At 61.7% G+C, this 25,848-nt stretch carries 26 protein-coding genes and 1 riboswitch; of the genes, 19 read left to right on the forward strand and 7 right to left on the reverse strand.

Annotation, left to right across the window (positions count from 1 at the left end; genetic code table 11):
- Positions 1–4: 4 nt before the first annotated feature.
- A riboswitch (cobalamin riboswitch) is annotated at positions 5–185 on the reverse strand.
- Between the two features lie 41 nt (positions 186–226).
- On the reverse strand, positions 227–1,084 hold the full coding sequence (locus tag M0639_RS05820) for a siderophore-interacting protein (RefSeq protein ID WP_064074157.1): 858 nt from the start codon (positions 1,082–1,084) through the stop codon (positions 227–229).
- 156 nt (positions 1,085–1,240) lie between these two features.
- Between M0639_RS05820 and M0639_RS05825 the strand changes: the two genes are divergently transcribed.
- Both M0639_RS05825 and M0639_RS05830 read left to right on the forward strand, forming a co-directional pair.
- Positions 1,241–1,399 carry a hypothetical protein gene (locus M0639_RS05825; RefSeq protein WP_155419158.1) on the forward strand — a complete coding sequence of 53 codons (159 nt, stop codon included), beginning with the start codon at positions 1,241–1,243 and terminating at the stop codon, positions 1,397–1,399.
- 166 nt (positions 1,400–1,565) lie between these two features.
- A complete protein-coding gene (locus tag M0639_RS05830; RefSeq protein WP_064074084.1) occupies positions 1,566–2,357 on the forward strand; it encodes an SDR family NAD(P)-dependent oxidoreductase in 792 nt (263 codons plus the stop codon).
- Positions 2,358–2,407: 50 nt separating this feature from the next.
- Here M0639_RS05830 and M0639_RS05835 read toward each other — a convergent pair whose 3' ends face one another.
- On the reverse strand, positions 2,408–3,763 hold the full coding sequence (locus tag M0639_RS05835; protein WP_064074083.1) for a DUF1254 domain-containing protein: 1,356 nt from the start codon (positions 3,761–3,763) through the stop codon (positions 2,408–2,410).
- A 101-nt stretch (positions 3,764–3,864) separates the two neighbouring features.
- Here M0639_RS05835 and M0639_RS05840 point away from each other — a divergent pair, with 101 nt between their 5' ends.
- From M0639_RS05840 to M0639_RS05860, 5 genes are all read left to right on the forward strand, one after another.
- Positions 3,865–4,266, forward strand: a complete 402-nt coding sequence (locus tag M0639_RS05840) for a nuclear transport factor 2 family protein (RefSeq protein WP_007734703.1) — start codon at positions 3,865–3,867, stop codon at positions 4,264–4,266.
- Between the two features lie 164 nt (positions 4,267–4,430).
- Positions 4,431–4,586, forward strand: a complete 156-nt coding sequence (locus tag M0639_RS05845) for a DUF6131 family protein (protein ID WP_003945564.1) — start codon at positions 4,431–4,433, stop codon at positions 4,584–4,586.
- Positions 4,587–4,721: 135 nt separating this feature from the next.
- Entirely contained in the window at positions 4,722–5,198 is a 477-nt protein-coding gene (locus M0639_RS05850; protein ID WP_003945539.1) for a hypothetical protein, read from the forward strand.
- Between the two features lie 64 nt (positions 5,199–5,262).
- Positions 5,263–6,420, forward strand: a complete 1,158-nt coding sequence (locus tag M0639_RS05855) for an AI-2E family transporter (protein WP_042453495.1) — start codon at positions 5,263–5,265, stop codon at positions 6,418–6,420.
- Positions 6,421–6,830: 410 nt separating this feature from the next.
- The gene (locus M0639_RS05860; RefSeq protein WP_003945929.1) at positions 6,831–7,100 is read left to right on the forward strand and encodes a DUF4235 domain-containing protein; all 270 of its coding nucleotides are present in this window, start codon (positions 6,831–6,833) and stop codon (positions 7,098–7,100) included.
- A gap of 22 nt (positions 7,101–7,122) precedes the next feature.
- Here M0639_RS05860 and M0639_RS05865 read toward each other — a convergent pair whose 3' ends face one another.
- Positions 7,123–7,530: a RidA family protein gene (locus tag M0639_RS05865; RefSeq protein WP_054800685.1), complete on the reverse strand. Its 408-nt coding sequence runs from the start codon at positions 7,528–7,530 to the stop codon at positions 7,123–7,125.
- Positions 7,531–7,641: 111 nt separating this feature from the next.
- Here M0639_RS05865 and M0639_RS05870 point away from each other — a divergent pair, with 111 nt between their 5' ends.
- A complete protein-coding gene (locus tag M0639_RS05870; protein WP_003945782.1) occupies positions 7,642–7,857 on the forward strand; it encodes a BldC family transcriptional regulator in 216 nt (71 codons plus the stop codon).
- Between the two features lie 72 nt (positions 7,858–7,929).
- Here M0639_RS05870 and M0639_RS05875 read toward each other — a convergent pair whose 3' ends face one another.
- From M0639_RS05875 to M0639_RS05885, 3 genes are read right to left on the reverse strand one after another with little or no spacing between them, the layout of a single operon-like run.
- Entirely contained in the window at positions 7,930–9,129 is a 1,200-nt protein-coding gene (locus M0639_RS05875) for an acetyl-CoA C-acetyltransferase (RefSeq protein WP_063314911.1), read from the reverse strand.
- Positions 9,126–9,788: a 3-oxoacid CoA-transferase subunit B gene (locus M0639_RS05880; RefSeq protein ID WP_064075791.1), complete on the reverse strand. Its 663-nt coding sequence runs from the start codon at positions 9,786–9,788 to the stop codon at positions 9,126–9,128. Before M0639_RS05880 ends, M0639_RS05875 begins: the two co-directional genes overlap by 4 nt.
- Positions 9,785–10,552, reverse strand: coding sequence for a CoA transferase subunit A (locus M0639_RS05885; protein WP_172403426.1), 768 nt, complete (start codon positions 10,550–10,552; stop codon positions 9,785–9,787). Before M0639_RS05885 ends, M0639_RS05880 begins: the two co-directional genes overlap by 4 nt.
- 167 nt (positions 10,553–10,719) lie before the next feature.
- Between M0639_RS05885 and M0639_RS05890 the strand changes: the two genes are divergently transcribed.
- On the forward strand, positions 10,720–11,499 hold the full coding sequence (locus M0639_RS05890; RefSeq protein WP_007726402.1) for an IclR family transcriptional regulator: 780 nt from the start codon (positions 10,720–10,722) through the stop codon (positions 11,497–11,499).
- On the opposite strand, the gene M0639_RS05895 is transcribed toward M0639_RS05890, so the two are convergent.
- Positions 11,496–12,098, reverse strand: coding sequence for a helix-turn-helix domain-containing protein (locus tag M0639_RS05895; RefSeq protein ID WP_064075792.1), 603 nt, complete (start codon positions 12,096–12,098; stop codon positions 11,496–11,498). The genes M0639_RS05890 and M0639_RS05895 overlap by 4 nt on opposite strands.
- 112 nt (positions 12,099–12,210) lie before the next feature.
- On the opposite strand from M0639_RS05895, the gene M0639_RS05900 reads away from it, so the two are divergent.
- From M0639_RS05900 to M0639_RS05945, 10 genes are all read left to right on the forward strand, one after another.
- A complete protein-coding gene (locus tag M0639_RS05900) occupies positions 12,211–13,614 on the forward strand; it encodes an MFS transporter (RefSeq protein ID WP_064075790.1) in 1,404 nt (467 codons plus the stop codon).
- 109 nt (positions 13,615–13,723) lie between these two features.
- Entirely contained in the window at positions 13,724–15,631 is a 1,908-nt protein-coding gene (locus M0639_RS05905) for an alkyl/aryl-sulfatase (RefSeq protein ID WP_042452401.1), read from the forward strand.
- A 17-nt stretch (positions 15,632–15,648) separates the two neighbouring features.
- The gene (locus tag M0639_RS05910; RefSeq protein ID WP_064075789.1) at positions 15,649–16,629 is read left to right on the forward strand and encodes a linear amide C-N hydrolase; all 981 of its coding nucleotides are present in this window, start codon (positions 15,649–15,651) and stop codon (positions 16,627–16,629) included.
- Between the two features lie 104 nt (positions 16,630–16,733).
- On the forward strand, positions 16,734–18,065 hold the full coding sequence (locus M0639_RS05915) for an MFS transporter (protein ID WP_007726415.1): 1,332 nt from the start codon (positions 16,734–16,736) through the stop codon (positions 18,063–18,065).
- Between the two features lie 46 nt (positions 18,066–18,111).
- Positions 18,112–19,308: an anhydro-N-acetylmuramic acid kinase gene (locus M0639_RS05920; RefSeq protein ID WP_064075788.1), complete on the forward strand. Its 1,197-nt coding sequence runs from the start codon at positions 18,112–18,114 to the stop codon at positions 19,306–19,308.
- On the forward strand, positions 19,305–20,180 hold the full coding sequence (locus M0639_RS05925) for a MurR/RpiR family transcriptional regulator (protein WP_003941452.1): 876 nt from the start codon (positions 19,305–19,307) through the stop codon (positions 20,178–20,180). Before M0639_RS05920 ends, M0639_RS05925 begins: the two co-directional genes overlap by 4 nt.
- 97 nt (positions 20,181–20,277) lie before the next feature.
- Positions 20,278–21,195 (forward strand): N-acetylmuramic acid 6-phosphate etherase, encoded by a 918-nt coding sequence (gene murQ / locus M0639_RS05930; RefSeq protein WP_039972677.1) that lies wholly within the window; start codon positions 20,278–20,280, stop codon positions 21,193–21,195.
- The gene (gene nagB / locus M0639_RS05935; RefSeq protein WP_003941456.1) at positions 21,196–21,975 is read left to right on the forward strand and encodes a glucosamine-6-phosphate deaminase; all 780 of its coding nucleotides are present in this window, start codon (positions 21,196–21,198) and stop codon (positions 21,973–21,975) included.
- 60 nt (positions 21,976–22,035) lie between these two features.
- Positions 22,036–23,451, forward strand: coding sequence for an FAD-dependent oxidoreductase (locus tag M0639_RS05940; protein ID WP_064075787.1), 1,416 nt, complete (start codon positions 22,036–22,038; stop codon positions 23,449–23,451).
- Between the two features lie 86 nt (positions 23,452–23,537).
- A complete protein-coding gene (locus M0639_RS05945; protein WP_063314906.1) occupies positions 23,538–25,835 on the forward strand; it encodes a serine/threonine-protein kinase in 2,298 nt (765 codons plus the stop codon).
- Positions 25,836–25,848 lie beyond the last annotated feature (13 nt).

The raw sequence follows: 25,848 nt of genomic DNA on the forward strand, positions 1-25,848 counted from the left end.
CGCCTGTTGACCCCTGCTGCCAGCCGGTATTCGGACTCGAGATCGCCCCACCCGAGCGCCTTCCCAGATTCTCATCCAGTGGCGTAAGCCCGGGCGGTCACCCTCACCGCTGCGCGTCAGTTCCGGATTCACACCGGATTCCCTGACCCCCTGTGTGGAGGTCCGCTGGCACAGAGGAACTTATCACCGCAGTGCACCGCCGGTCAGGTCGGCTGGTGTGAGGCAATCAGATCTCGATGGCCAGGTCGTCGATGTCGGTGAGGGTTCCGCCGTCGGCGAGGATGCGCTCGTAGTTCTCGCGTCGACGGAGGTCGATTTCGGTGTTGCTGACGCCCTCCTTCCAATATCCGAATATCGCGACGTCGTTTTTGTCGAGTCCGACGGTCGATCGAAAGTGCTTCCGGATTGCGCGCATCTCGTTGCGTTCACCGGCGCCCCACACGACGTAGCTCGCGGGATTGGCGAGCTCGCGTGCTCGTACCGCCAGTGGGCCGTCGGGCTCGGTCGGATCTGCGCTCACGCGGTGAAGCTCCAGGCCGGGGAGGGCGGGCAGTTCGGCGAAGGCGACCTCGTCATCTGTTGTGACCCAGCCGATTCCGACGACGTCGGTAGGTAACTGCTCGATGATCGAGTGCAATGCGGGTATTGCGGTGCCGTCCAGAAAAAGTGCGATACGTCGACCAGGAACATCAGGGATCAAGAAGTGTGGCCGCGGACCGGTGAGGCCGAAGGTGTCACCGACGGCCAACGCTGCTGCCCACCTCATCATCGGACTGGTCTGTCCGTGCAGGACCACATCGACGACGATCGATCCGCTCGCTGAATCGTAGGAACGCACCGTGTACACGCGCGAAGCGTCGTCGAAGGCCGGCCCGAGATTCATGCGTACGGTCACATTCGGGCGTGACCAGGTCGGATCGTCGGTCGACTCCGTCAAACGAGCTGTGATCCGCAGCAGGTGATCGCTCGGTCGCTCCATCGCTTCGACGATCGCGAGAACGTCGTTGAGTCCGCGATTGTGGTCAGCGGTCCGTAGGACGGTCGTCGGGGGAGTTGTTGTGCGCGAGGCGTCTGCATGTGTCATCGACTGTGCTCCTGGATCGGGTTTTCGGGATGCCGCCAGGTTAGTGCTGCCTAAGTCGAGCGAGTTGTCCAGAAGTGACATCTGATTACCTGAATGATTCGGGTCTCGAAACGACGCGGTTGAGCGAGTGGTGCCGGCGCTGCTACCGTGCCTGTGATGTCCATACGCCGCTGTTCTCTCGCTTCCGGCCGTGCACTGCGCACGGCCCGATTCGGCGTAGCGACTTTCCGACGTGGGCGTAAGGCGATCGACCGCCGCCCGTCCGGTCTTGTCTGGATCGAAAGAGCCTTGGCCGCACCGGCCGGATCCGTCTGACATTCGCCACTTCGGCGAGCATTGCCTCGCCGAGATTTCGCAGTGCCACACCTGTTGCAGTGCTGCGCATTTCCCGTACCTGAAGTTGCTCGCGGGTGAGTTGTGAGTGTCGGCGCCACCGAGCCTGGAATGCCAGCCAACTCGTTTTCGTGAAAGGTACACAGCAATGAATCGTTTCGAAGGTCGTCGTATTCTCGTCACCGGCGCAGGATCTGGAATCGGGCAGGCCACCGCGCTGCGGTTGCTCGCCGAAGGTGGCCGCGTGGTCGCTGCCGACATCTCCGAGCAGGGTTTGGCGAACACCCGGAAATCGGCAGAACATGCTTCGACGGAGGATCGCCTCGACACCGTCGTCGTCGATATCGGTGACGAGGGTTCCGTCATCAAGGTTGTGGGTCAGGCGATTTCGTCTCTCGGGGAATTGGACGTACTGGTCAACGCCGCCGGGATACTGCGTGGTGGGCACACCCACGAGACCTCGCTGGACCTGTGGAATCAGGTGCTCTCCGTGAATTTGACGGGCACTTTCCTCGTCACGCGCCAGGCACTGCCGGCTCTCCTTGCCACCGGCAACGCAGTCGTGGTGAATTTCAGTTCCACCTCCGCTGCCTTCGCGCACCCGTACATGGCCGCGTATGCCGCAAGTAAGGGAGGAATCCAGTCCTTCACTCACGCACTGGCTCTCGAATACGGCAAGCAGGGTCTGCGTGCCGTCGCGGTGGCTCCGGGCAGTGTGAAGAGCGGGATCACCGATACTACGGCGTCGTACTTGCCGGAAGACACCGACTGGTCACTCTTCGGCAAGTTGTCACCGATTCTGAGCACTGATCTGGAGTCCGGTGGTGCCCCCATGGCCGGGCCGGAAAGTGTTGCGGGAGTTATCGCGATGTTGGCATCCGACGATGGTGCCTTCATCACGGGCACGGAGATCCGGATCGACGGCGGCACGCACGCCTGATTCTGCGTCCGTCTGACGGCCCGCACAGGCAGGCCGTCAGACGCGAGCCGTCATTCTTGCGAGCGAGTGATGGCGGGGACGACGTAGGACTGATCGAGCACGGCGGGCGAAGGTTCGTACATTCTCAGTACCGGTCGGAAATCCCCGCGCGGTGCGGGCAGCCAGTTTGCCTTCGCCGTGGGATCTTTCGGCTCCTCGTGGCTGATCGTGATCGTCAACGCACCGTCGGCGTCGTGGACGATTCCTGGAGTGCGGTCGCCGATCGAGTATCGGTCGACGGGGTTCGCCACGAGGAAGAAGTCCGGCACCGAGTACATCGTCAGCGACCAGAAGGCGCTCACCGGCGGAGTGGGGTCGAGTCTTATTGTGTAGGTCTGGTTTCCGTTCAACTGCTCGCCCTGATCGTCGACGTAGGTCATGATGTACGCCGCTTCGTAAGGGTGGTTGCCCCACAGCCCGCCCTTGGCAGCCGCGGCGCGTTCGACGATGCGCAACTTGGGATCGGCGATCTTGAATTGTGGATCGTCGATTGTGCCGACCTCGAAGTAGTCGAGGTTGTAGTCGAAGGCGTGGAATGTGAGCTTCCATCCGTTGACTTCGGGGCTGGAGCCTTTGGTGAGGGCCTCGAGCAGGTTCTTCTCACCGATCGTCAATCCGTCAGCCAACGCGGCTGCCTCGTCGGCAGAGAGTGAAGCGGCAGAGTGTGAGCTATAGGGAGAGGCCCCGGGCTCGTCGATTCCGATCGGGGAGAAGGAATCCTGGAGTTCTCGATCGCGTGGGGCCGGCGGAAACGCCTGTGACCAGATGCGGAGTTTCTCGAGGAACAGGAGGTCCTGGCTTACCCCGGGTTCGGGCACTGGGAGACCCGCCGAGTTTCCGGTGGAGTCGACGACGGTCAGTGTGGTGGCGTCCTGCAAGGCGTGCACCGCAGGGAGGTCGTCGTCGCCACCGCATGCCCACCGGCCCACGATCGACGCAATGTTCGTGGGAAATCTGATCACCGTGGTCTGGTCCGCCGGGGTTCCCGTCCAGGTGGGTGGGACGAGAAGGAAGTCTCCGCTCTTCGTGCCGGTGGCCCGATGCCCGACGTAAGCGAAATTATTTGTCCAGGCGTCCACGAACTGGAGGACGTAGTAACGGCCATCGGTATCGGGGACGTGCAGCGAAACGGGGCCGACAGAGAGATCGATCTGCGCCATGGAATACACGGTGTCGTTGTTGATCGTGACGAAAGTGTCTGCCGGCCCGGCCAGTGTGCGGGCGTGGCTGAAGGTGTTGAAAGGTGCGGCGGGGTTCGCTCCGACACCGTTGTGAACATACCGATGGACCTGGTCGAGATTGAAAACGAGGGGAAATCCGTAGATATACGCCTGAGCTGCAAGCTCGGTGCGACTGGTGTCTGTCATCTCTGCCCTCTCGTCGTGCACGTCGGTTCGAAGTCCACCCTGCGGGAACCCTGCCGTCGGGGCATCACCCGCCGAGGGTGACGACGGTAGAGGGAGAAGACATGTCGGATCAGGAGAGTGCGGCATTGGTCGCTGTCGCAGACGAGTGGAACGTCGCGATGTGCTCGAACGACGCCGAACGGATCGGCGATTTCATGGCAGACGACTGGGTGATCGTCTCGGAATCCGGAGTGTCGACCAAAGCGGAGTTCCTGGGCTTCGTGGCCTCGGGCGACTTGACTCATTCGGCGATGGACCGCGTCGGGAGCGCTCGCGTGCGTTTCTTCGGTGACGTCGCACTGTTCACTACGCGGATCGTCAATACCGCGCACTACGGCGGCAGACAATACGACGCCGACGAGTGGACCACCGACGTGTTCGCGCGGCGAGACGGTCGTTGGTGCTGCGTGTTGAGCCACATCACGCCGGCGGTCGAGGCGAAGATCGAGGACGTGGAACTGTGACGTAGAGATAAGAGAAAGGCTGATGTTTTAACGGTGACACTATTGGGTAGTAATACGAGTTTCGCATTTATGAATGTATTTATCGGATTTATCGATTGTGAAGTTTCTGTAGTAGCGTCAGTTGAGTAGATCATTTTGATACGCATACCGGATGAGGTTCTCACATGATTGTTCTCGGCATTATTCTGGCGTTGATCGGCTTTTTCACGGGGTTGAGCATTCTGACCACCGTCGGCATCATCTTGGTCGTCGTAGGTGCAGTTTTGTCCATCCTCGGTGCTACCGGGCGCGCAGTGGGCGGACGAAAAGTCTGGTATTGATCAATACTGCGCGAGTAGCTGAGAAGGCGGTACTCGATCTCTTCGGAGATCGGGTACCGCTTTTTGTGCTCCAACTGGTTTTCGGTCTCTCTACCCCAAATTATCGATCTGAGCGGCATCGGGTAAACATGAAGGATGCTTTCTCGAGACCATGACGAAGAGAAATCTGCCGAGCGATTCAGATTCCCTCGCAGATGGAATCAGGTTGACGAATCGCGCCGCGGTTTGGTGTTGGCGTGGGTGGCCTTCACGTTGACGTTCGGCGGAGCACGTCTGGTGACGTGGTTGATCCAGATCGACACCAGAGACGTCGGCGACATCAGCGCCGGTGGCACTCATCTGCATCACTATTTATGGGGAATTCTGCTGTTGGCCGGGGTGGCGATCTTCGGACTCGTAGACCGAAGCCCTCGCGCAAGAACATGGATGGGCATCGCGTTGGGCATCGCACTCGGGCTCATCGTCGACGAGGCTGCGTTACTGATCACTCTCGACGACGTCTACTGGCAGAGCGACGGTTGGCCCAGCATCGCCATCGCTGTGTCGATCATCGGAGTGGTAGGAACCGGTCTCGCGCTGACCCGAAGCGGAGCGGAGAAGCCTCGAGGTTGATCCGGCCACGGCACGGGTACTCACTCCCGTGCCGGGAAGTCGCGCGGATCGTGAGGTGGCTTGAATGGATCCCAGTTCCGCGGACACCTCACCGGACTCCGACAGTGAAGTCAAAGCGGCAGATCCGATGGCGGAAGCCGAACGTGAAGCCGCAGCATTGGCGACTCCCGTCCGGCCGCTGGGCGAACCGGGGCCGAGATTCGATCGTCGTTCACCGTTCTTCATCGGTCTGAGCGCGGCGGCCGGTGTTGCCGTGACGTACGCGGTGATCGAAGTGCTCCTGGCGGCGCGAGGCATGCTGATCCTGATCGTGGTCGCGCTGTTTCTCGCGGTGGGCATCGAACCGATGATCGTCTGGCTGGAGCGGAGACATTTCCGACGCTGGATCGCAGTCACTGTGGTACTCCTCGGAATTGCAGTGATGTTGGCGCTGTTTCTGGTTGCTGCGATCACCCCGCTGGTCGAGCAGGGACGTCAGTTCGCATCACACGCTCCCGAACTTCTGACACACATTCGTGACCGGTATCCGATCGTCAGCGACCTCGACGAGAAGTATCACCTCGAGGAGCACCTCACCACCCAACTGGACGGTTCGGGGTCTGCGCTCGCGACGGGTTTGCTCGGAGCGGGGCGGGCGGTGTTCAGCGCAGTCGCCGACGCTGGAATCGTTGCTGTACTGACGACGTACTTCTTGATCGACTACCCACGAATCCGCACGAATCTGTATCGGCTGGTGCCACATTCGCGGCGGCCACGAGCAATCGCCATCGGTGATCAGATACTGGCAGGTGTGGGTGGGTACGTCCTCGGCAATGTTCTGATCTCCGTGATCACCGCAGTGTGCACCTTCGCGTGGTTGTTGATCTTCGACGTGCCGTATCCGTTGATCCTGGCGCTGCTGGTCGCTCTGCTCGATCTGATCCCGATAGTCGGTTCCACGATCGCAGGGGTTGTCGTCGCCCTGGTCTCCCTGACAGTCTCTGTCCCAACGGCATTGGCGACAGTTGCGTTCTTCATTGCGTTACGTCTGCTCGAGGACTACCTGCTCGTTCCGAAGATCATCGGGAAGACGGTGGCGGTCCCGGCACTGGTGACCGTTGTCGCGGTTCTGTTGGGTGGAGCGTTGCTCGGTATTGTCGGTGCGTTGCTGGCGATTCCGGTCGCTGCGGCCTTGCTGCTGCTTGCAAGGGAGACGCTCTTTCCGCGCCTCGACGCTTCTTGACCGGCTTCTATCGGACGCTTCGCGCGCGACGCCGAGAACCAGGATTCGGTTTGGGGCACATCCGAGTCGGGATGGTTTCTCCCTCGGCGGTGATACGGAATACCGAGACTTTCTCGCTACAACCGTGATTCAGATCGACCGCGTATGCGATTGCGGCGCGATCCGAGACGAAATCTTCCATCACCGTTGTACCGTCCGGTAGTTCGATTCTGTAGTTTTCCATGACTTACACAACCTTCTTTCGCTAAGACGATCCTACCCGGCTCGAGAAGTGGCAAACCCGTGGAACACAACGTGCGACAGTCGTCTTCGTGCCTTGCCGGTGCAATGTTTCGACACCTCGCCTGCTGGGTAGTGAGAGTCGGTCAGCCGCTCAGGCGGTACGTATCGAACCACGGAGGATCCGCGCAATGAGCGCAGTATCGAAAGCGATGTACAAGCCACTCTCACTGGCGACCAGCGTTCTGGGCGGCATCTTGGCCGGCGCTGTCTTCCAGCAGGTGTGGAAGCGCATCGGTGACGACAAGAATGCGCCCGAGCCCAAAGACTTGAGCAGGTCGAGCAAGGAAGTCCTGATCGCCGCAGCCCTGCAGGGAGCCATCTTCGCTGTTGTGCGAGCCGCAGTGGATCGCGCGGGGGCAAAGGGCTACCGGGCCCTTGCTCATGAAGATCCTCGGTAGGAACGCCCGGTTCGGTTCGAGTTCAGTCGACGACGGCCGCGATTGCCTCGATCTCGACCAGTTGATCGTCGTAACCGAGAACGGTCACACCCATCAGAGTGCTCGGGGCGTCGTGATCACCGAACGCGTCGCGGACTACCTCCCACGCCGCAACCAGGTCGGCTTGCTTGCTCGACGCCACCAGAACGCGGGTGTTGATCACGTCGGTGATGGACGCGCCCGCGTCCGAGAGAGCTGTTCTCAAGTTGTCGACGGCCTTGGCTGCCTGTCCTGCGTAGTCACCGATGGCGGCAGTGGAGCCGTCCTCGTTCAACGGGCAGGATCCGGCCAGGAAGATCAGCCGTGCATCGGCGGGAGCCGTTGCTGCATAGGCATATTCAGCCACCGAAGAGAGTGACGTGGAACGGATCAGAGTTACCGACTTCGACATTATTTCCCCAAGGAATAGTAAAGTTTTGCAGCGAGTCTTTCACAGCACGCCAGGGGTTGCCAATTCATCGTCGGACCCATCCCTTCGGTCGGCAGCTACGAATGACTGCCAATGAGCCGAGAAGAAGAGCACACAGCACCTGTCGACGAGTGGCTGACGACCAAACAGGTTGCAGCACTGTTCCACGTCGACAGGACCACGGTGTCCAGATGGGCGAGGGAGGGCAAAGTCGGCACTCTGAGAACGCTTGGCGGGCATCGGAGGTACCGGCGATCGGAGATCGAGACGTTGCTGCGTAACCGCTCGACGACGCTCGATCACCAATAACCTCCGGCACGAAACAGACAGGTCGCCGAGCATGATGAGGGCTCGGCGACCTGTCTGGTGAGCAGGAAGTAATTACGCCTTGGGGACGCGGACGATGAGTGCGTCGCCTTGTCCGCCGCCGCCGCAGAGTGCGGCTGCGCCGATGCCGCCGCCGCGGCGTTGCAGTTCGAGGGCGAGGTGCAGGGCGATGCGGGCGCCGGACATGCCGAGGGGGTGGCCGACGGCGATGGCGCCGCCGTTGACGTTGACCTTGGCGGGGTCGAGGCCGAGTTCGCGGGTGGAGGCGATCCCGACGGCGGCGAATGCTTCGTTGATTTCGACGAGGTCGAGGTCGGTGGGGTCGATGCCTTCCTTCGCGCAGGCTTTGGCGATGGCCCGGGCGGGTTGGGACTGGAGGGTGGAGTCGGGTCCGGCGACGACGCCGTGGGCGCCGATTTCCGCGATCCAGGTCAGGCCGAGTTCTTCGGCTTTGGTTTTGCTCATCACGATCACGGCGGCGGCGCCGTCGGAGATCGGGGAGGCGGAGCCGGCGGTGATGGTGCCGTCCTTGCTGAACGCGGGACGCAGTTTGCCGAGGGATTCGGTGGTGGTGTCGGCGCGGATGCCTTCGTCCTGGGCGAAGACGATGGGCTCGCCCTTGCGTTGGGGGATGGAGACGGGGACGACTTCGTTGTCGAAGAGGCCGTCTTTCCAGGCGCGGGCCGCGTTCTGGTGTGAGGCGGCGGCGAAGGCGTCCTGCTCGGCGCGGGTGATGTGGGCGGTTTCTTGTTGGTTGACCTGTTCGGTGAGCAGGCCCATGGCCTGGTCGGTGAAGATGTCGTGGAGGCCGTCGTAGGCCATGTGGTCGCGGAGGGTGACGTCGCCGTATTTGAAGCCTTCGCGGCTTTTTTCGAGCATGTGGGGTGCGCGGGACATCGATTCCTGCCCGCCGGCGACGACGATGTCGAATTCGCCGGCGCGGATGAGTTGGTCGGCGAGGGCGATGGCGTCGATGCCGGAGAGGCACACTTTGTTGATGCTCAGGGCGGGGACGTTCATGGGGATGCCGGCGGCGACGGCGGCTTGGCGGGCGGGCATCTGGCCGGCGCCGGCGGTGAGGACCTGTCCCATGATGACGTAGTCGACTTGTTCGGGTGCGACTCCGGACTTGTCGAGGGCGCCTTTGATGGCGATGCCGCCGAGGTCGGACCCGGAGAGGTCTTTCAACGATCCGAGGAGTCGACCCATCGGGGTACGAGCTCCCGCAACAATCACAGTGGTCGTGTCGGTCATGCCAGTTCAACTTTCAGTTCGGTGCCGGTTGCGGCGACTACGTCTTCGACGCTGACATCGGGGGCGAGTTCACGCAGGACGAGTGGACCTTCTTCGCTCACGTCGATGACGGCGAGGTTGGTGATGATCCGATTCACCACGCCCTGGCCGGTCAGGGGCAGGGTGCACGCGTCGACGATCTTGGGGTTGCCGTCGCGGTCGTTGTGCTCCATGACGACGATGACACGCCGGGCACCGTGGACGAGGTCCATTGCGCCGCCCATGCCCTTGACCATCTTGCCGGGGACCATCCAGTTTGCGAGGTCACCCGTCTTCGACACCTGCATACCGCCGAGGACTGCGGTGTCGATGTGGCCGCCGCGGATCATCCCGAACGAGAGGGCCGAATCAAAATATGCCGCACCGGGGTTGACGGTCACGGTCTCTTTGCCGGCGTTGATGAGGTCAGGATCGACCTTGTCCTCGGTGGGATACGGTCCGGTGCCGAGAATTCCGTTCTCCGAGTGCAGGACCACACGAACGTCCGAGCCCAGGTATCCGGGAATCAGTGTGGGAAGGCCGATTCCGAGATTGACGTACTCCCCGTCGATCATCTCTGCAGCCGCCCGCGCTGCCATCTGCTGGCGCGTCCAACCCGTCACTGTCACTGGTGCGGTCATCGTGAGGTTCCTTCCGAAGCGCTGACGGTTCGCTTTTCGATTCGCTTGTTCTGAGGGCCGGTGTGCACAATTCTCTGCACGAAGACTCCGGGCAGGTGCACCGATGCCGGGTCGATTTCACCGGGCTCGACCAGACGTTCCACCTGCGCGATGGTGACCCGTCCCGCCATCGCGGCGAGCGGGTTGAAGTTCATCGCGGTCTTGTCGAACACGAGGTTGCCGTCGGTGTCTCCGAGAACAGCGTGCACGAGTGCGTAGTCGGCGTTGATCGCCTCTTCCATTACGTAACGCTTGGTTCCGAAGACACGAGTCTCCTTCGGAGGCGATGCAATAGCGATCGAGCCGTCGGCGTCGTAGCGCCATGGCATTCCGCCGTCGGAGATGGGGCTACCCACTCCGGCCGGTGTGAAGAATGCGGGGATTCCGGTTCCGCCGGCGCGCAGACGCTCGGCGAGCGTGCCCTGCGGCGTCAGTTCCACTTCGAGTTCGCCGGCCAGGTACTGCCGGGCGAACTCCTTGTTCTCACCGACGTACGACGCGGTCACCCGTCGGATACGTCCGGCGCTCAGCAAGATTCCGAGACCGTGATCGTCGACGCCGCAGTTGTTGGAGAACACCTCGAGGTCGGTTGCACTCGTAGCTGCGATCGCGTCGATCAACACGTCGGGGATGCCGCACAAGCCGAATCCGCCGACGGCCAGCGTTGCGCCGTCGACGATGTCGGCGACCGCCTCCGCTGCGGACTCGTACACCTTTGCTGTCATGTTCTCTCCCTGCCAAGCGTTCATTGAGTAGACACTCACTCACTTCGATATCCAGTGAACTATCTCCAGTTCACAGGTTCAAGGAATCTCGAACATCAACCGAGAACTGATCGACTACTGATCGTATGAAGGAATTTCGTTCATTGAATGGACGCTAGGATGGCTGCATGCCAACTCACGGGCAATCGCCGGCCATGGTCGCGCGGGTGGCTGCACTTCTGCGAGCCCTCGGCGCGTCCGAACCAACGGGCACTTCCACCACGGAATTGGGCAAGGTCACCGGCCTCGCTCGGCCCACTGCGCACCGACTGCTCACGTCCCTGGCTGCCGAAGGACTGGTCGACCGTGACGCACGAACCGGTCGATGGTCTCTCGGCCCGGAGTTGTACCTCCTGGGGGCGGCGGCCGGAAATCGGTACGACATCACCGACCGGGCTCGCGACGTCGTCGACGAACTTGCCCGGGTTACGGGGGAGAGCGCCTTCTTGTCGGCACGCCGAGGTGACGAGACCGTCTGCATCCTGAGTCAGGAAGGCAGTTTTCCACTGCGATCTCACGTGCTGCACGAGGGGAAGCGTTTCCCGTTGGGGGTCGCGTCGGCGGGGCTTGCCATCTTGAGCCACCTACCGGCGCGGGACGTCGACGACTATTTCGCCCGGGTGAATCTGGATTCGGAGTGGGGTGAGATCCACAGTGAGACATCGATTCGAGAGCGAATCGAGTCGACGCGTGTCACCGGGTACGCGGTCAATCCAGCCCTCATCGTCGAGGGAAGCTGGGGGATGGGTGCCGCGGTGTTCGATCGCAACGGTCGCCCGGCCTGGGCGCTGAGCCTGACCGGAGTGGAAACACGCTTCCGGCCCGCGCGTCATGCCGAGTTGGGAACGCTGCTCCTCGAGCACGCTCACACACTGTCGAACCGATTGAAAACGCATGCAGTGAACTAACTTTCGGGAACCAGGTCTTGTGCAGTAGTAGTTTTTGCCTTCGTGCGCACATGTGCCTTCTCGCCTTGCGGGCCGAAAAGATGCAAGATTTCCACCACCTGTTCATCGGCAGGCCCGAACCAGTGGGGCTCGGCAGTGTCGAACTCCGCGACTTCCCCGGGGTGTAGGAGAACCTCGTTCGCCCCCAGGATGAGACGCAGATCCCCGGCGAGGACGTAGAGCCATTCGTAGCCGGCGTGGGTGACCAGCTTCGGTGGACGCGGACCGATCACCTGCTTGAAGACCTGCACGCGGCCGGGATAGCGCGTCAACGGAACGACGGCACTGCCGTTCTTGCGTCGGCTCGGGGTGAGATGGACCCGAGGATCGCCCGTAGCGGGGGCGCCGACGAGTTGGTCCAGCGCGACCCGGTGCGCTCGGGCAAGCGGCAACAGCAGATCGAGGGTGGGACGACGCTTCCCCGATTCGAGGCGTGAGAGTGCGCTGACAGAGATGCCGGTGGCTTCGGACAGGCCCTCGAGGGTCAATCCGCGATCGCGTCGGAGCGTGCGCAGTCTCGGTCCGATATCGGTGATCAACTGCTCGAATTCAGCATCCATGCCGTCCATCTTTGCAGTTTCCGCAAAATTCTTACCAACTTCGGACGCTGGAGAGCAACGATCCTTTCGACAGTCGAGTACGGCAGAGCACTTCGAGAGATGGAGTCCGACCATGAAACCTTCGAGCGGGATCGAACCGCAAGTGATCGGACTCGATGCAGGGCGGCGATGGGGCATCCTGGCGATCTGCTGCACGAGCCTGTTCGTCGTCGGGTTGGACACCACCATCGTCAACGTGGCCCTGCCGACGATCGGTGAGGGATTTCGCGTCGGAACCCGTGGTCTGGAATGGGTCGTCAACGCATACACACTCGTCCTGGCGAGCTTGCTGATCTCGTCCGGAGCAGTGGCCGATCGTTTCGGCAGGAGACGAGTCTTTCAGATCGGGCTCGTCGTCTTCGGGGTGGCGTCGATTGCCTGCGCGCTCGCTCCGTCCGTCGAGATGTTGATCGCGGCGCGGATCGTCCAAGGCGTCGGCGGGTCGATGCTCAGTCCGGTTGCCTTGGCGATCGTCGTCAACGTGATGACCGACCCGAAGGAGCGGGCCAAGGCAATCGGGGTGTGGGCCGCGGTCTTCGGCCTGAGTATGGCGGCAGGGCCGATCGTCGGCGGCGTGCTCATCGAAAGTTTCGGCTGGCGATCGGTTTTCTGGATCAACGTGCCGGTGATCTTGGCCGTGCTCGTCTTGACTGCTGTGTTTGTTCCGGAGTCCCGAGCGCAGCAGTCGCGACGACTCGATCTTCCCGGTCAGTTGCTACTGGTGATTCTTGTCGGCGGGGCGGTTGCCCTTCTGATCGAGGGTCCGCGAATCGGATGGTTCTCTGCCGCGGCGACGGCAGGGTATGTCGTTGTTGCTGCAGCGTTGGCCGCATTCATCCGCGTCGAATCACGCAAGCGCGAGCCACTGATGGATCTCGCACTCTTCCGCCGCAGACCGTTCTCGTCGGCTGTGGTCGGCGCTGTCGTGGTGTTCGTAGCGTTGAACGCGACGCTACTGCTCGGCACGTTCTACTTGCAGCACTCCCGCGGAATGAGTCCGGCACTGGCCGGCGCGATCACCCTTCCGATGGCTGTTGCGGCAACGGTCTGCGCGCCGTTGTCCGGAATACTCGTCGGACGCTTCGGCCCGCGGCGGCCGCTTCTCATTGCTGGTAGCTTCACGACACTCGGTGGGCTGTGCCTGGTCTCGCTCGACAACAATACGGCGATTCCGATGCTCTTGGCCGCTTACCTGTTCCTCGGTATCGGATTCGGGTTCTCGAATGCCCCGATCACCAACACCGCCGTCAACGGGTTGCCGAGATCGCAGGCGGGGCTTGCTGGTGGAATAACCTCCAGTGCACGCCAATTCGGTGCTGCTCTCGGTGTTGCGCTGGCCGGTGGCATTATCGGCGGCAGTGCATCGGTGGATGTCGCGCAGGCATCGAGGTCGGGATGGATCCTGGTTGCCGGATGTGGGATCGCGGTCCTGGTGATTGCACTCGCATCTCGGAATTCCGAGGAACTCCCCGGCTGATCACCTCGCGTGTTCGTGCGAGCTTCACCCTGCGCGGGTGATTCCAAGCGCGTGCCCAACCGATACAGATGATGGGGTATCAGATCGTCGTATCCGAGCGGGGAGTGCCATGTGCCAGACACCTAAGGACGCAACACCGGCCACAGTCACGGCGAATCGCGAGGCAGTCGCACGGTATGCCATGGACGACCGGCAGGATTTTGCCGACGCGGATCGAGGATTGATCGCTCCGTTGCCGGGCAAGGTTGTCGCCGATGACGGGCATACGGTCTTCGATCCCGATGCGATGGCATACCTCGGTGACGATGTTGCCGCGCCGGAGACAGTCAATCCGAGCCTGTGGCGTCAAGGACAACTGATGCGCCGAGGTGGTCTGTATCAGGTGACGGATCGCCTTTACCAGGTACGGAACAACGACCTGGCAAATTTGACGGTTGTCGAAGGTGGCGAGGGACTGATCGTCATCGACTGTATGGCGGGGGTCGAATCGGCGCGCCAGGGTATGAAGATGATTCGTGAGCACGTCAGCGACAAGCCAGTTTCGGCGATCATCTACACGCACACCCACATCGACCACTACGGCGGAGTCAAAGGGATCGTCGATCTGGACGACGTGACGTCCGGGCGAGTTCCGATCATCGCACCGGGCACGATCGCGTCGTTCGACAAGTTCGCGATCGGGGAAAACGTCGTCGCCGGAAATGCCATGGCGAGACGGTCCTTCTACGCCTTCGGTGGATTGCTCGATCTCGATGCCAAAGGGATGGTTACCTGCGGCATCGGCACGATCAGCACGAAAGGTCCACTTGTCTCGTATATTTCCCCCACTGACAGCATCACGGAGACCGGAACGAAGCGTGAGATAGCCGGTCTGGAATTCGAGTTCCTCTACGCGCCGGATACCGAGGCCCCGGAGGAAATGCACATCTGGATCCCCGAACTCGCCGCGCTGACCTGTGCGGAGAACGCCAATCATTCGCTCCACAACATCCAGACCTTAAGAGGTGCGCGCACTCGCGACGCTCGGAACTTCGCGCGGTATCTGGACGAGACTCTCGAACGGTGGGGAGACGACGCGGCTGTTCACTACGGACCGCACACGTGGCCGGTGTGGGGTAACGAGAACCTGGTGCCGTTCATCGAATCGCAAAGGGACACTTACAAGTACATTCACGACCAGGCACTCCGTCTCGCGAACAAGGGGTACACGCCGCTCGAAGCTGCCGAGGTGATCGAACTACCGGACGAACTCGGGCGCAAGTGGTACAACCGCGGATATCACGGCACTCTGCACCACGACGTTCGCGCCGTGTACACCAAGGAACTGGGAATGTGGGACGGCGATCCGGTGTCGCTTCATCCTCATCCGCCGGTCGAATCGGCGAAGAGGTTCGTCGATCTCCTTGGCGCGCAGAAGATCCTGGACGAGGGTAAGCGGGCATTCGACGCCGCGGACTACCGATGGGCGGCAGAGATCCTGCACAAGTTGGTGTTCGCGCAACCGGAGAACGCCGAAGCGAGGAACCTGCAAGCCGACGTCTACGAGCAGATGGGCTATCAAGCCGAAGGGCCGCAGTGGCGTGGGATCTATCTCTCGGCCGCATTGGAACTACGCGAGGGCGCCCAGCCTGCCCCGTACGTCACGGCAAGTCAGGACAGTGTCCTCGCGATGCCCATCGACATCCTCTTCGACTTCGTTGCAATACATCTCATCGGCGACAAGGCCACCGACGCGGAACTGCGGATCGATTTCGTGTTCACCGATCGCGGCGACGAGGCATGGACTGCGTGGGTCAAGCGCGGTGTCCTCAATGCACGTAAGGGTGCGTCACCGAACACACAACTGACGGTCTCGGGCCCGAAGGCGGCGCTCGTGGGAGCGCTTCTGCAACCGGGCGCGGCCGCCGAACTGGCCAAGGCCGGGCAGATTTCGCTCGACGGAGACGAATCAGCGCTCGAGACGCTGGGAGGGTTGCTCGATACCTTCGATCCCAGTTTCAATATCGTCACGCCGTAACGAAGGGATAGCTTTCGATGTGTACACGCTTGGTCTACTTGGGGCCCAACGACACTGTGATCACTGCTCGATCGATGGATTGGAAGGTCGACCTCGGAACAAACCTCTGGGCATTCCCGCGCGGCATGACCAGAGAGGGCTGTGCAGGTCCGAACTCGATACAGTGGACGTCGAAATACGGAAGTGTTGTCGCGACGGCCTACGACATGTGCACGACCGACGGGGTCAACGAGGCTGGGCTGTCTGCCAATCTTTTGTGGTTGGTCGAGTCCGAGTACCCGACGTATGACGGTTCGACCCCGGGATTGTCGATCGCGGCGTGGGCGCAATACGTCCTGGATCGCTTTGCGACAGTTCAGGAAGCGGTCGAAGTACTCGCGTCGGAACCGTTCACGGTAGTGACCGCTGCCGTTCCCGGCGAAGACCGCCTCGCAACGCTGCACATGTCGCTCTCGGACGCCGGGGGAGACAGCGCGATCATCGAGTACGTCGGTGGACGCCCGACGATTCATCACAGCCGTGAGTACCAGGTGATGACCAATTCGCCGATCTTCGATCAGCAACTCGCCGTCAACGAGTACTGGAAGCAGATCAACGGAACCGTCATGCTGCCCGGAACCAACCGTGCCGCTGACAGATTCGCGCGGGCATCGTTCTATGTGGATGCGATACCGCAGACGGACGATCCGCGGGCGGCGTTGGCATCCACCTTCAGCGTTATTCGGAATGTGTCGGTGCCCCTCGGTATTTCGACTCCCGACGAGCCCAACATTTCATCGACCCGTTGGCGTACGGTCGTCGATCACAAACGCACGCTCTATTTCTTCGAGTCGGCAATGACGCCCAATACCTTCTGGGTGGACGTGGCGTCGATGGATCTCGCGGAAGGGACACCCGTCCGAAAGCTCGGACTCGGACCGAACGAGAGCACCGTCTATTCCGGTGACTCCACTGACCAGTTCGAACGGGCGGAGGCATTCACGTTCGCGGGAGCATAAGGCTTCGGGGCGTAGTAAAAATCCAATCGTGAAACTTCTTGACATTTCTACTCCGTTCAGATGAAACTTTGTTGCATATTCGGGTTTCGTCAACGGAGGACGGCATGGGCATCACAGTGCAGACACGGAATGATGGTGCGCAGCTCAAACGGCGCAGGGCGCTCGTCGCCGGCTCCGTCGGAAATTTCATCGAGTGGTACGAGTTCGGTGTGTACGGGTTCTTCGCGACGATCATCGCGTCGAACTTCTTCAGCGCCGACGGCTCCGGCGACCTCGAAAGCCTGATCAAGACCTACGCGTCGTTTGCGCTGGCCTTCTTCTTCCGCCCAGTGGGGGCCGCGCTGTTCGGTCGACTCGGTGACCGCATCGGCCGACGCCCCACCTTGGTGATCGTTCTTCTGCTTATGTCGGGTGCGACGACCCTGATCGGTGTGCTCCCCACCTACGAGAGCGTCGGAATTCTGGCACCGCTGCTCTTGACGGTCCTTCGAATTCTGCAGGGATTGTCGGCTGGCGGTGAGTTCGGCGGTGCAGTGTCGGTGATGACCGAGTTTGCTCCGCCCGGACGACGCGGGCTCTACGGCTCGTGGCAGTCGTTCACCGTCGCGCTCGGACTGCTCGCCGGTGCGGGGATCGCAGCACTCCTCGCTACTGTCCTCGACTCGGGACAGCTCGGTGACTGGGGCTGGCGCATTCCGTTCCTCCTTGCACTTCCGATGGGTCTGGTTGCTCTGTGGCTCAGGCTCCGCCTCGAAGAAACGCCGTCGTTCGAGCGTGCTCGATCAGTCCAGTCCGAACCGACAGCTGATGCAGCGGCGCCTGTAGTGCAGCCGACTGTCGGAGAGACAGCCAAGGCGATTCTGCTCGGAATCGGGCGGTTGATGGGGTGGTCTGCTGCCGGTTACACGTTCCTCGTAGTGATGCCGACTTATCTTCAGAGTTCGCTCAACGCGACTTTCCATCAGGCACTTGTTGCTTCCGTGCTCGCCAATGCGGGCTTCGCGGTGACCATTCCGATCGCGGGTGGACTCAGCGATCGCATCGGACGACGCGCGGTCATGCTCACCGGCACCGTGATAATTCTGGTCTTGGCTCTGCCGCTGCTCAACGTCCTGCAGAACGAGCAGACGTCTTTGACAGCCAAGGGATTTGCAGTGTTTGCCGCCGGCGCCGCAGTGGGACTTGTTGCCGGACCCGGACCCGCCATGCTCTCCGAGATGTTCCCCACCTCGGTTCGGTACACCGGATTGGGACTCGCATACTCCCTGTCCAACGCGGTCTTTTCGGGCTGCGCCGGTTTGATCATCACGTGGCTGATCAAGGAAACTTCCAATCTCGATATTCCGGCCTACTTCGTGATGGCAACGTGCGCCGTCAGTGCGATCGCCTTGAGTACCTTGCGAGGAAATGCCCACAAGCGGGCACTCGTCGACTGACCGCAGCTTTTCCGAATGCCGAAACGATCCGAGTAAGGGATATTTCATGAGAGTCATCGGCCTGATGTCCGGTACTTCGTACGACGCTATCGATGCTGCCGCAGCAGACATCCGGATCGACGGGGACACTCTTGTGCTCACCCCACTGGGCATGGTCAGCGAACCGTATTCCGGTGAGTTGCGGGCTGCGGTGGCGGCTGCGGTCCCGCCGGCGTCCACCACTGTCGGTCAGATCTGCCAACTTGACACCGAGATCGGACAGGCATTTGCGGCCGTCGCTGCGCGGGCGAACGAGGAACTGTGCGGTGGCAGTGCGGAATTGATCTCCTCACATGGTCAGACGATGTTCCACTGGGTCGAAGGAGCGCAAGTAAAAGGCACTCTCCAGCTCGGGCAGCCGGCCTGGATAGCCGAGAAGACCGGATGCACGGTCGTGTCGGACCTGCGCTCTCGCGACGTGGCGACGGGTGGTCAGGGCGCACCACTTGTCAGCGCATTCGACGTATTGTGGCTCAACGGAAGAACTTCGGGTTCCGTCGCGCTCAATCTCGGTGGCATCGCGAACGTCACTGCTCCGGGTGGCGTCCCGACATCGACGGCAGATGGTGCCGCAGTACCGATTGCCTTCGACACCGGCCCCGCAAATGCGCTGATCGACGCTGCGGTAAGCGAATTCACCGCGGGGGAGCAGTGGTTCGATCTCGGAGGTGCTCTGGGCGCAGCGGGCACACCGAACGTCGATCTGCTCGCACAACTACTGAGCGAACCGTATTACGCGCAGCCCGCTCCCAAGAGCACAGGCAAGGAATTGTTCCATCGGGACTACCTACTCGCCGCACTGCGGGGCTACGAATCCTTGTCTCTGGCCGACATCGTCGCGACACTGACTGCACTGACCGCCCGGACCGTCGCCGATTCCGTCAAAGCGCTGGCGGCTACCGAAGTGGTGGTGTCAGGCGGTGGCACCAAGAACCCGACGTTGATGGCGATGCTCCGTGACGAACTGGGCGACATCGCGCTTGTCCCTTCGGACGAGCTCGGCGTCACTTCCGACATCAAGGAAGCATTGGCTTTCGCGGTTCTCGGCTATCTCACCGCACACGGATTGCCTGGAAGCATCGCTTCGTGCACCGGTGCGCGTCACGCCAGTGTGCTCGGATCTCTGACGCCAGGAAGCCGTGGGCTGCCTAGAATCACATCGGTGCCGTCAGCTCCGAAAACGATGCGAATCGAGGCGTTATGACTTTGGACCGGAGTGCTCCGGCGTCCGTCGACCTGCTTGCTCGTATTCGTGCATCACTGAGTAGCCTCTCGCCTGCCGAGCTGCGGATCGCCGAAATCATCGAAGCCGACCCCAGTCTGGCCTCCACCCTGACGGTCAACGACCTCGCCGAACGAGCGTCGACAAGCACGGCGACAGTGGTCCGCACAGCCAAACGACTCGGTTTCGAGGGTTATCCACAGCTTCGTCTCGCGCTGGCGGCGATCAGCGGGTCCGGTACAGAGAACACGATCCCGCTCGGTGTGGACATCGTTGCTGCCGACTCGGCCGGTGAGGTGATGGCCAAGCTCGCCGAGTTCGAATCCGAACAACTCAAGGGCACGGCGCAATTGACAGATCCTGCTGCGCTCGAAGAAGTTGTGTCCCGGATTCGATCCGCCCGCCGCGTCGAGGTCTACGGCATCGGCGCCTCTGGCATCGTCGCGCAAGACCTCACGTTGAAGCTCTCTCGCATCGACGTCAACTGCCGGGTTCATCTCGACCGAGACGCGGCCATGGTCAGCGCCAGCTTGCTCGGACCGGACGACATCGCAGTGGGGATCTCACATTCGGGTGAGACTTCGGATGTCGTGGAACCACTTGCCCTTGCCCGTCGAACCGGGGCGTCGACGGCTGCGATCACCGGAGGGGCACGATCGACGCTCGCCGTGCAGTCACATCACGTTCTGCTCACTGCCGGTAGAGAATTCGGTTTCCGATCGGCTGCGATGGCAAGCCGCACCGGTCAGCTGTTGGTAGTCGACACAATTTTTGCGATGGTGGCGCACTCGCTGCCCAGCGCACTCTCTGCTCTGCAACGAAGCCATGATGCCATTGCTTCGAAGCGGCACTGACGAGGAGTCGTCGCTGTGAGTACTGACGAGGAGTCGTCGCTGTGAGTACTGACGAGGAGTCGTCGTAATGAATATCGATCGAGGAGGACTCGCCACAATGCAATTGGAAATGCTCTCCACCGAGAGACCCAACCCTCTGACCCGCGATCTCGATGTCATGTCGGTGTCGGGTCTGCTGACGGTGATGAATCAACAGGACGCAATCGTGGCCGGCGCGGTGGCAGCGGTACTACCCGCCATCGAAGCCGCAGTCGACTTGATCGTCGCGGCCCGAGCACAAGGTGGTCGACTGATCTACCTGGGAGCGGGGACAAGTGGGCGTCTGGGAGTTCTCGACGCGGTGGAATGCCCTCCGACGTTCGGGACCGATCCGGGCGAGGTGATCGGCATCATCGCCGGTGGCCCTGGAGCGTTTCTGAACGCCGTCGAGGGGGCAGAGGACGATCCGCGAGCGGCTGGGGTCGATCTCGACGCAATCTCGTTGAACGCCAACGACGTCGTGGTGGGTCTGGCTGCCAGCGGTCGTACCCCCTACGTCATCGGGGGACTCGATCACGCCCGCGAACTCGGCGCTGCAACAGTGGCAGTCTCGTGCAACCGGAACGCGGCAATGAGTTCTCACGCCGGCGTGGCCATCGAAGTGGAGACCGGCCCCGAAATCCTCACCGGATCGACGAGGCTCAAGGCCGGAACTGCGCAGAAGATGGTGTGCAACATGCTCTCCACGGCGAGTATGGTTCGCTCCGGGAAGGCATTCCACAATCTGATGGTCGATCTTCGGCCGACCAATGCCAAGCTTGTCGATCGTGCGAACCGGATCGTCGCGGCAGCCACCGGAGTCGATACCGAGATCGCTGCGGAGACCATCGACAATGCCGATGGTCATGTGAAGGCAGCGGTCGTCATGTTGTTGGCCGAATGCGACTTCGCCGAAGCAACCGAACTGTTGGACCGCGCTTCGGGTTCGGTACGTGAGGCCATCGTCGGAGCCGGCAAGAGCAGTGAGGAAGTCTGAATGGAAATCGTCATAGTTCCCAGTCCGGAGGACGGCGGGCGAATCGCTGCCGATATCGTTTGCGGCGCAATCGAAAACGGAGCGCGGACGCTCGGCCTCGCGACCGGATCGTCACCGCTGCACACGTATCGAGAGCTGATCAAGAGGCATCGAGAATCGGGAGTGTCGTTCGCGGCGATGAGCGCGTATCTTCTCGACGAGTATGTAGGTCTCACGTCCGATCAGCCGCAGTCCTACGCGCACACCATCCGCACGGAACTCGTGGATCACCTCGACATCGACAATGCGCGAGTGTTCAGCCCCGACGGCGGGGCCGCGGATCCCAGTGACGCTGCCCGGCGTTACGACGCTGCCATCGCCGAAAACGGTCCCATCGACGTGCAGATCCTCGGCATCGGCCTGAACGGACACATCGGTTTCAACGAGCCCTCCTCCTCGCTTGCATCGCGCACCCGAGTGAAGACCTTGACCGAGAGGACCCGCGCCGACAATGCACGGTTCTTCGCAGACCCAGCCGACGTACCGCATCATGTGATCACGCAAGGGCTCGGAACCATCAGTGATGCAAGGCATCTCGTCCTGATCGCGGACGGCGCCCGCAAAGCGCCCGCCGTCCGGGCCGCGGTCGAAGGTCCGGTCTCGGCATTCTGCCCGGCGTCGGTGCTGCAGCTGCATCCACACGTGACCGTCATAGTCGACGAGGCAGCTGCCGGCGAACTCCAACTAGCGGACTTCTACCGCTACACAACCGAGCACAAGCCTGCAGAGCAAGGTTACTGAAAAGCGGGCTGCTGAAAGCGGACTTGATCTCCAGCGCAGTTGAGGTCCTAGCCTCGGGGGATGATCAACGCCAGAGGTCCAGCGGTATCCCCGCCTGCGGCGCCCCGATTCTTCTCACCACCGCTCAGTGTCGCGATCGTCGGAGCGGGGCCGGCGGGAATCCACGCCGCCGGCGCTCTCGCCGAACTTGCGCCCGGCACCAAGACAGACGTGTTCGAGCGTCTACCGACGCCGTACGGACTGGTGCGCTACGGTCTCGCACCAGGGCACCCCGAGTCCGAAAAGTTCGCCCATTCTCTGCACACCACGCTGGTCGCCAGTGAGTTCCGGCTGTTCTGCAACGTGGAGATCGGAAAGGACCTTTCCGTCGATGACCTACGTTCGTCCTACGATGCCGTGATCATTGCAACCGGTGCGCCGCGGGATGCACCTCTCGACATTCTCGGCGTCGAGCTTCCAGGTTCTTTCGGTGGCGCCGAGTTTGTCGGTTGGTACAACGATCACCCGGACAGCTCGCCGCAGTGGCCGCTGAACGCGGAATCGGTCGCAGTGATCGGAGGTGGCAACGTCGCACTCGACGTCACCCGTATGCTCCTCGCCGAGGCGCAATCGCTGCAGGCCACGGACGTCTCCGACCAAGTTCGGGAAGGGATCGCCGGCAGTCGAGTTCGCGAAGTACACATCTTTGTCCGGCGCGGACCAGCCGACGCTCGCTTCTCCCCGAACGAGTTGCGCGCTCTCGGTGAACTACCCGGCGTAGATGTTGTCGTCGATTCTGTCGATGTCGTACCGGACCGGCATGTCGAGCGGATGACCAAACAGTTGGTGCACACCCGACTGGCAGTCGAGACACTCCGTGGTTTCGCGGACACTGCGCCTGCCGACCGAACTGCCCAGCGTCGAGTTCACCTGCACTTCTACCGACAGCCCGTGGAGATTCTCGGCAACGGGAAAGTCGAGGCACTCCGCGTCGAGCGGACAGTCCCGGACGGATACGGTCACGTCACCGCTTCGGGTATCTGTACCGACTATCCGGTTCAAGCTGTGTACCGGGCAATCGGATTTCTCGGGACGCCACTTGCCGGGGTGCCTTTCGATCACGGACGCGGCAATGTTGCGCACCAGGGCGGCGCAGCGGTCGACGAGAGCGGCTCGCCGATCGCAGGTTTGTTCGTGACGGGCTGGATGAAGCGAGGTGCCGCCGGGCTGATCGGTGCGGCTCGGCCTGATGCACGCCAAACCGTCGAAACCTTGCTGCGACAGTTGGATTCGGCATACGAGCGTCGAGCCGGCCACGGCCGGATCGCGGAGGTCCTCAGGGCCGGCAGAGTGGTGCCCGTCGATTGGGACGGATGGCTTCGCATCGATGCCGCCGAACGTGCCCTCGGTGTGAAGCATGGGCGTGATCGGATCAAAATCAAAGAGCGCGACGAACTCGTTCGCATCGGCACGGAGTCGGCAGTTCACGCCGAATAGATTCGCTGGGGTCTGGAGTACCACCGGGGTTACGCTGAAGTGAGTCACTCCGATTCATTGTGATCGAGGTGCGGAACAGAAGTGTCATGAATGAACGTGGTGCGCAGGCCAGTGACGCGACAATCGCGAGCGGGCCCCTGACCGAACGGGGCACCGTCACCGAGTTGCGCCCCTCAACGCTGCCGGTGATGCGTGACGGCCAGAACGGTGCAGACGGCCTCGGCCGCCTTGTGGCGGATTGGGAGGAGGGACGAACCCCGTCCGACCTGAGCGACTATCTGCCTGATCCAGCCAAGATTCGTCGGGCGGCGCTGATCGAACTGGTCGGAATCGACATGGAGTACCGCTGGCTGAAAAATGATTGCCCGAAACGGCTCACGGATTACTGTGCCGAGTATCCCGAATTACTCGAAGAACCATTACCGGCCGAGCTCCTGTACGAGGAGTTCCGGCTGCGGAAGCAGGGTGGGGAGGACGTCGCAGCAGCCGAGTACCTCAGCGAGTTTCCCTTGCAGGCAGAGAGTTTCGAGCAGATGTTCGACCGTGATTCGATGGCCGGTCGCGAAGACGTGATGATGTTGGGACTCTCGGGTTTCGACGAGTTCGAAATCGGGCAGCACCTGGACGATTTCGAACTGGTGTTGGAACTCGGGCACGGCGCATTCGCCCGAGTGTTCCTCGCTCGGCAACTCTCGATGCAGCGGTGGGTTGCGTTGAAAATCTCGCGCAACATTGGAGTCGAGCCACAGACTCTCGCCCAGCTCGACCATCCCAACATCGTCCGGGTCTTCGATCAACGGCTGCTCGAGGAACGCGCACTGCGAGTCCTGTTCATGGAATACGTGCCGGGTGGGACCCTGCTCGACGTGGTCAAACTTGTCCGCGTGACACCGCAGGCCCAGCGGTCCGGACAACTACTTCTCGACGCCATCGACAAGACCCTGGCGAAGAAGGGAGAGATGAAGCCCAGCGAGACGAGCCTGCGGAGCGAGATCGCTGCGATGTCGTGGCCGGAGACCGTGGCCTGGATGGGGATGCGACTGGCCGATGCCCTCGAGTATGCGCGTGAGCACGGCGTATTACATCGGGACATCAAGCCGGCGAATGTCCTGCTCAGCGTCGAAGGCATCCCCAAGCTCGCCGACTTCAACGTCAGCTCGAGCGAGGAGGTCTCGACCGAGGACGCTGCATGTTTTGTCGGAGGCTCGCTTGCCTACATGTCTCCGGAGCAATTGGAGGCCTGTGCGGTGGGGGCGCCTGGCACACTCGACACCCGTAGCGACATCTATGCACTGGGCGTGATGTTGTGGGAACTCCTCACCGGGAGTAGGCCTTTCACGGACGACGGTACGGGGGAGAGCCCACCGTCGCCCAAGAAGGCGCTCGAGGCCCGCCGGCGCGGGGTGGATCCCGCAGCCGAGGCACGGCTACCGGACGACTGTCCGCCGGCGCTGCGCCGAGTTCTGGTCAAGTCTCTCTCGCCGGAGAGAGACGGAAGGTGGTCTGGCGGCCGAAAGTTGGCTCGTCAGTTCGCACTGTGTCTGGACCGGTCTGCTCGCAATCTGGTGGACCCACCGGAAGGGAGTCCACGTTCGACGTTGTGGAAGTGGGCGCTGCCGATAGTGCTTGCCGCGATCGGAATTCCGAATCTTCTTGCGGCGGGCTACAACTACTATTACAACAAGATGCTGATCATCTCGGGTCTCTCGCCGCAGGCTCAGCAGCATCTCGAGCAGGTTCATCTGGTCATCGGGGTGGCTGCGTTCTCTCTCGGTGCCGCAGCGATCCTGTATTGGTGTCGGCTTGCACTCACCGTGCCTGACGGACTGCGCAACGGTCAGACGTACAGCGCGGAGGTCTTGAACAAAGCGCGTACCGCGACGCTGAATGTCGGACATCGCGCGGTGGTGATCGCATTCGGTCTGTGGGTTCTGGCCGGTATCGCATATCCGGTCGCATTGCAGATTGCCGCCGGCGGAATTCCGCAGCGAGCCTACGTGCACCTGATGTCGTCGCTGGCGGTGTGCGGCGCCGTCGCAGTCGCGTATCCGTTCTTCATCCTGACGTACTACTCGGTTCGATGTCTGTATCCGATCTTGTTGTCACACGGCGAGTTACGAAGCGATGACGGACGCGATATTCGCTCGTTGGGTCGGAGCAGCACGCGTTACCTCGCAGTCGCGGCGTCGGTTCCACTGGTGGGAATCGCGGGGCTCAGTTTTGTCGGTTCGGGTGCCGGTGAGGAACTCAACGCAACAGTCCGTGCGCTGTGTTTGGGCGGGATCGCCGGATTCATCGTTGTGTATCAACTGTTTCGACGGATCGAAAGTGACCTCCGAGCACTGCTGCGCGTCGTGTCTCTCGAGGTGTCGGCGTCTCCGTAAGTGCCGAACAACC

The sequence above is a fragment of the Rhodococcus qingshengii JCM 15477 genome (assembly GCF_023221595.1).
GTDB classification, from domain to species: domain Bacteria; phylum Actinomycetota; class Actinomycetes; order Mycobacteriales; family Mycobacteriaceae; genus Rhodococcus_F; species Rhodococcus_F qingshengii.

What these genes read in the sequence shown, in the direction of transcription:
- M0639_RS05820 (WP_064074157.1), bottom strand. Translation starts at nt 1,084, where the DNA reads ATGACACATGCAGACGCCTCGCGCACAACAACTCCCCCGACGACCGTC.
- M0639_RS05825 (WP_155419158.1), top strand. Translation starts at nt 1,241, where the DNA reads ATGTCCATACGCCGCTGTTCTCTCGCTTCCGGCCGTGCACTGCGCACG.
- M0639_RS05830 (WP_064074084.1), top strand. Translation starts at nt 1,566, where the DNA reads ATGAATCGTTTCGAAGGTCGTCGTATTCTCGTCACCGGCGCAGGATCT.
- M0639_RS05835 (WP_064074083.1), bottom strand. Translation starts at nt 3,763, where the DNA reads ATGACAGACACCAGTCGCACCGAGCTTGCAGCTCAGGCGTATATCTAC.
- M0639_RS05840 (WP_007734703.1), top strand. Translation starts at nt 3,865, where the DNA reads ATGTCGGATCAGGAGAGTGCGGCATTGGTCGCTGTCGCAGACGAGTGG.
- M0639_RS05845 (WP_003945564.1), top strand. Translation starts at nt 4,431, where the DNA reads ATGATTGTTCTCGGCATTATTCTGGCGTTGATCGGCTTTTTCACGGGG.
- M0639_RS05850 (WP_003945539.1), top strand. Translation starts at nt 4,722, where the DNA reads ATGCTTTCTCGAGACCATGACGAAGAGAAATCTGCCGAGCGATTCAGA.
- M0639_RS05855 (WP_042453495.1), top strand. Translation starts at nt 5,263, where the DNA reads ATGGATCCCAGTTCCGCGGACACCTCACCGGACTCCGACAGTGAAGTC.
- M0639_RS05860 (WP_003945929.1), top strand. Translation starts at nt 6,831, where the DNA reads ATGAGCGCAGTATCGAAAGCGATGTACAAGCCACTCTCACTGGCGACC.
- M0639_RS05865 (WP_054800685.1), bottom strand. Translation starts at nt 7,530, where the DNA reads ATGTCGAAGTCGGTAACTCTGATCCGTTCCACGTCACTCTCTTCGGTG.
- M0639_RS05870 (WP_003945782.1), top strand. Translation starts at nt 7,642, where the DNA reads ATGAGCCGAGAAGAAGAGCACACAGCACCTGTCGACGAGTGGCTGACG.
- M0639_RS05875 (WP_063314911.1), bottom strand. Translation starts at nt 9,129, where the DNA reads ATGACCGACACGACCACTGTGATTGTTGCGGGAGCTCGTACCCCGATG.
- M0639_RS05880 (WP_064075791.1), bottom strand. Translation starts at nt 9,788, where the DNA reads ATGACCGCACCAGTGACAGTGACGGGTTGGACGCGCCAGCAGATGGCA.
- M0639_RS05885 (WP_172403426.1), bottom strand. Translation starts at nt 10,552, where the DNA reads ATGACAGCAAAGGTGTACGAGTCCGCAGCGGAGGCGGTCGCCGACATC.
- M0639_RS05890 (WP_007726402.1), top strand. Translation starts at nt 10,720, where the DNA reads ATGCCAACTCACGGGCAATCGCCGGCCATGGTCGCGCGGGTGGCTGCA.
- M0639_RS05895 (WP_064075792.1), bottom strand. Translation starts at nt 12,098, where the DNA reads ATGGATGCTGAATTCGAGCAGTTGATCACCGATATCGGACCGAGACTG.
- M0639_RS05900 (WP_064075790.1), top strand. Translation starts at nt 12,211, where the DNA reads ATGAAACCTTCGAGCGGGATCGAACCGCAAGTGATCGGACTCGATGCA.
- M0639_RS05905 (WP_042452401.1), top strand. Translation starts at nt 13,724, where the DNA reads ATGTGCCAGACACCTAAGGACGCAACACCGGCCACAGTCACGGCGAAT.
- M0639_RS05910 (WP_064075789.1), top strand. Translation starts at nt 15,649, where the DNA reads ATGTGTACACGCTTGGTCTACTTGGGGCCCAACGACACTGTGATCACT.
- M0639_RS05915 (WP_007726415.1), top strand. Translation starts at nt 16,734, where the DNA reads ATGGGCATCACAGTGCAGACACGGAATGATGGTGCGCAGCTCAAACGG.
- M0639_RS05920 (WP_064075788.1), top strand. Translation starts at nt 18,112, where the DNA reads ATGAGAGTCATCGGCCTGATGTCCGGTACTTCGTACGACGCTATCGAT.
- M0639_RS05925 (WP_003941452.1), top strand. Translation starts at nt 19,305, where the DNA reads ATGACTTTGGACCGGAGTGCTCCGGCGTCCGTCGACCTGCTTGCTCGT.
- murQ (WP_039972677.1), top strand. Translation starts at nt 20,278, where the DNA reads ATGCAATTGGAAATGCTCTCCACCGAGAGACCCAACCCTCTGACCCGC.
- nagB (WP_003941456.1), top strand. Translation starts at nt 21,196, where the DNA reads ATGGAAATCGTCATAGTTCCCAGTCCGGAGGACGGCGGGCGAATCGCT.
- M0639_RS05940 (WP_064075787.1), top strand. Translation starts at nt 22,036, where the DNA reads ATGATCAACGCCAGAGGTCCAGCGGTATCCCCGCCTGCGGCGCCCCGA.
- M0639_RS05945 (WP_063314906.1), top strand. Translation starts at nt 23,538, where the DNA reads ATGAATGAACGTGGTGCGCAGGCCAGTGACGCGACAATCGCGAGCGGG.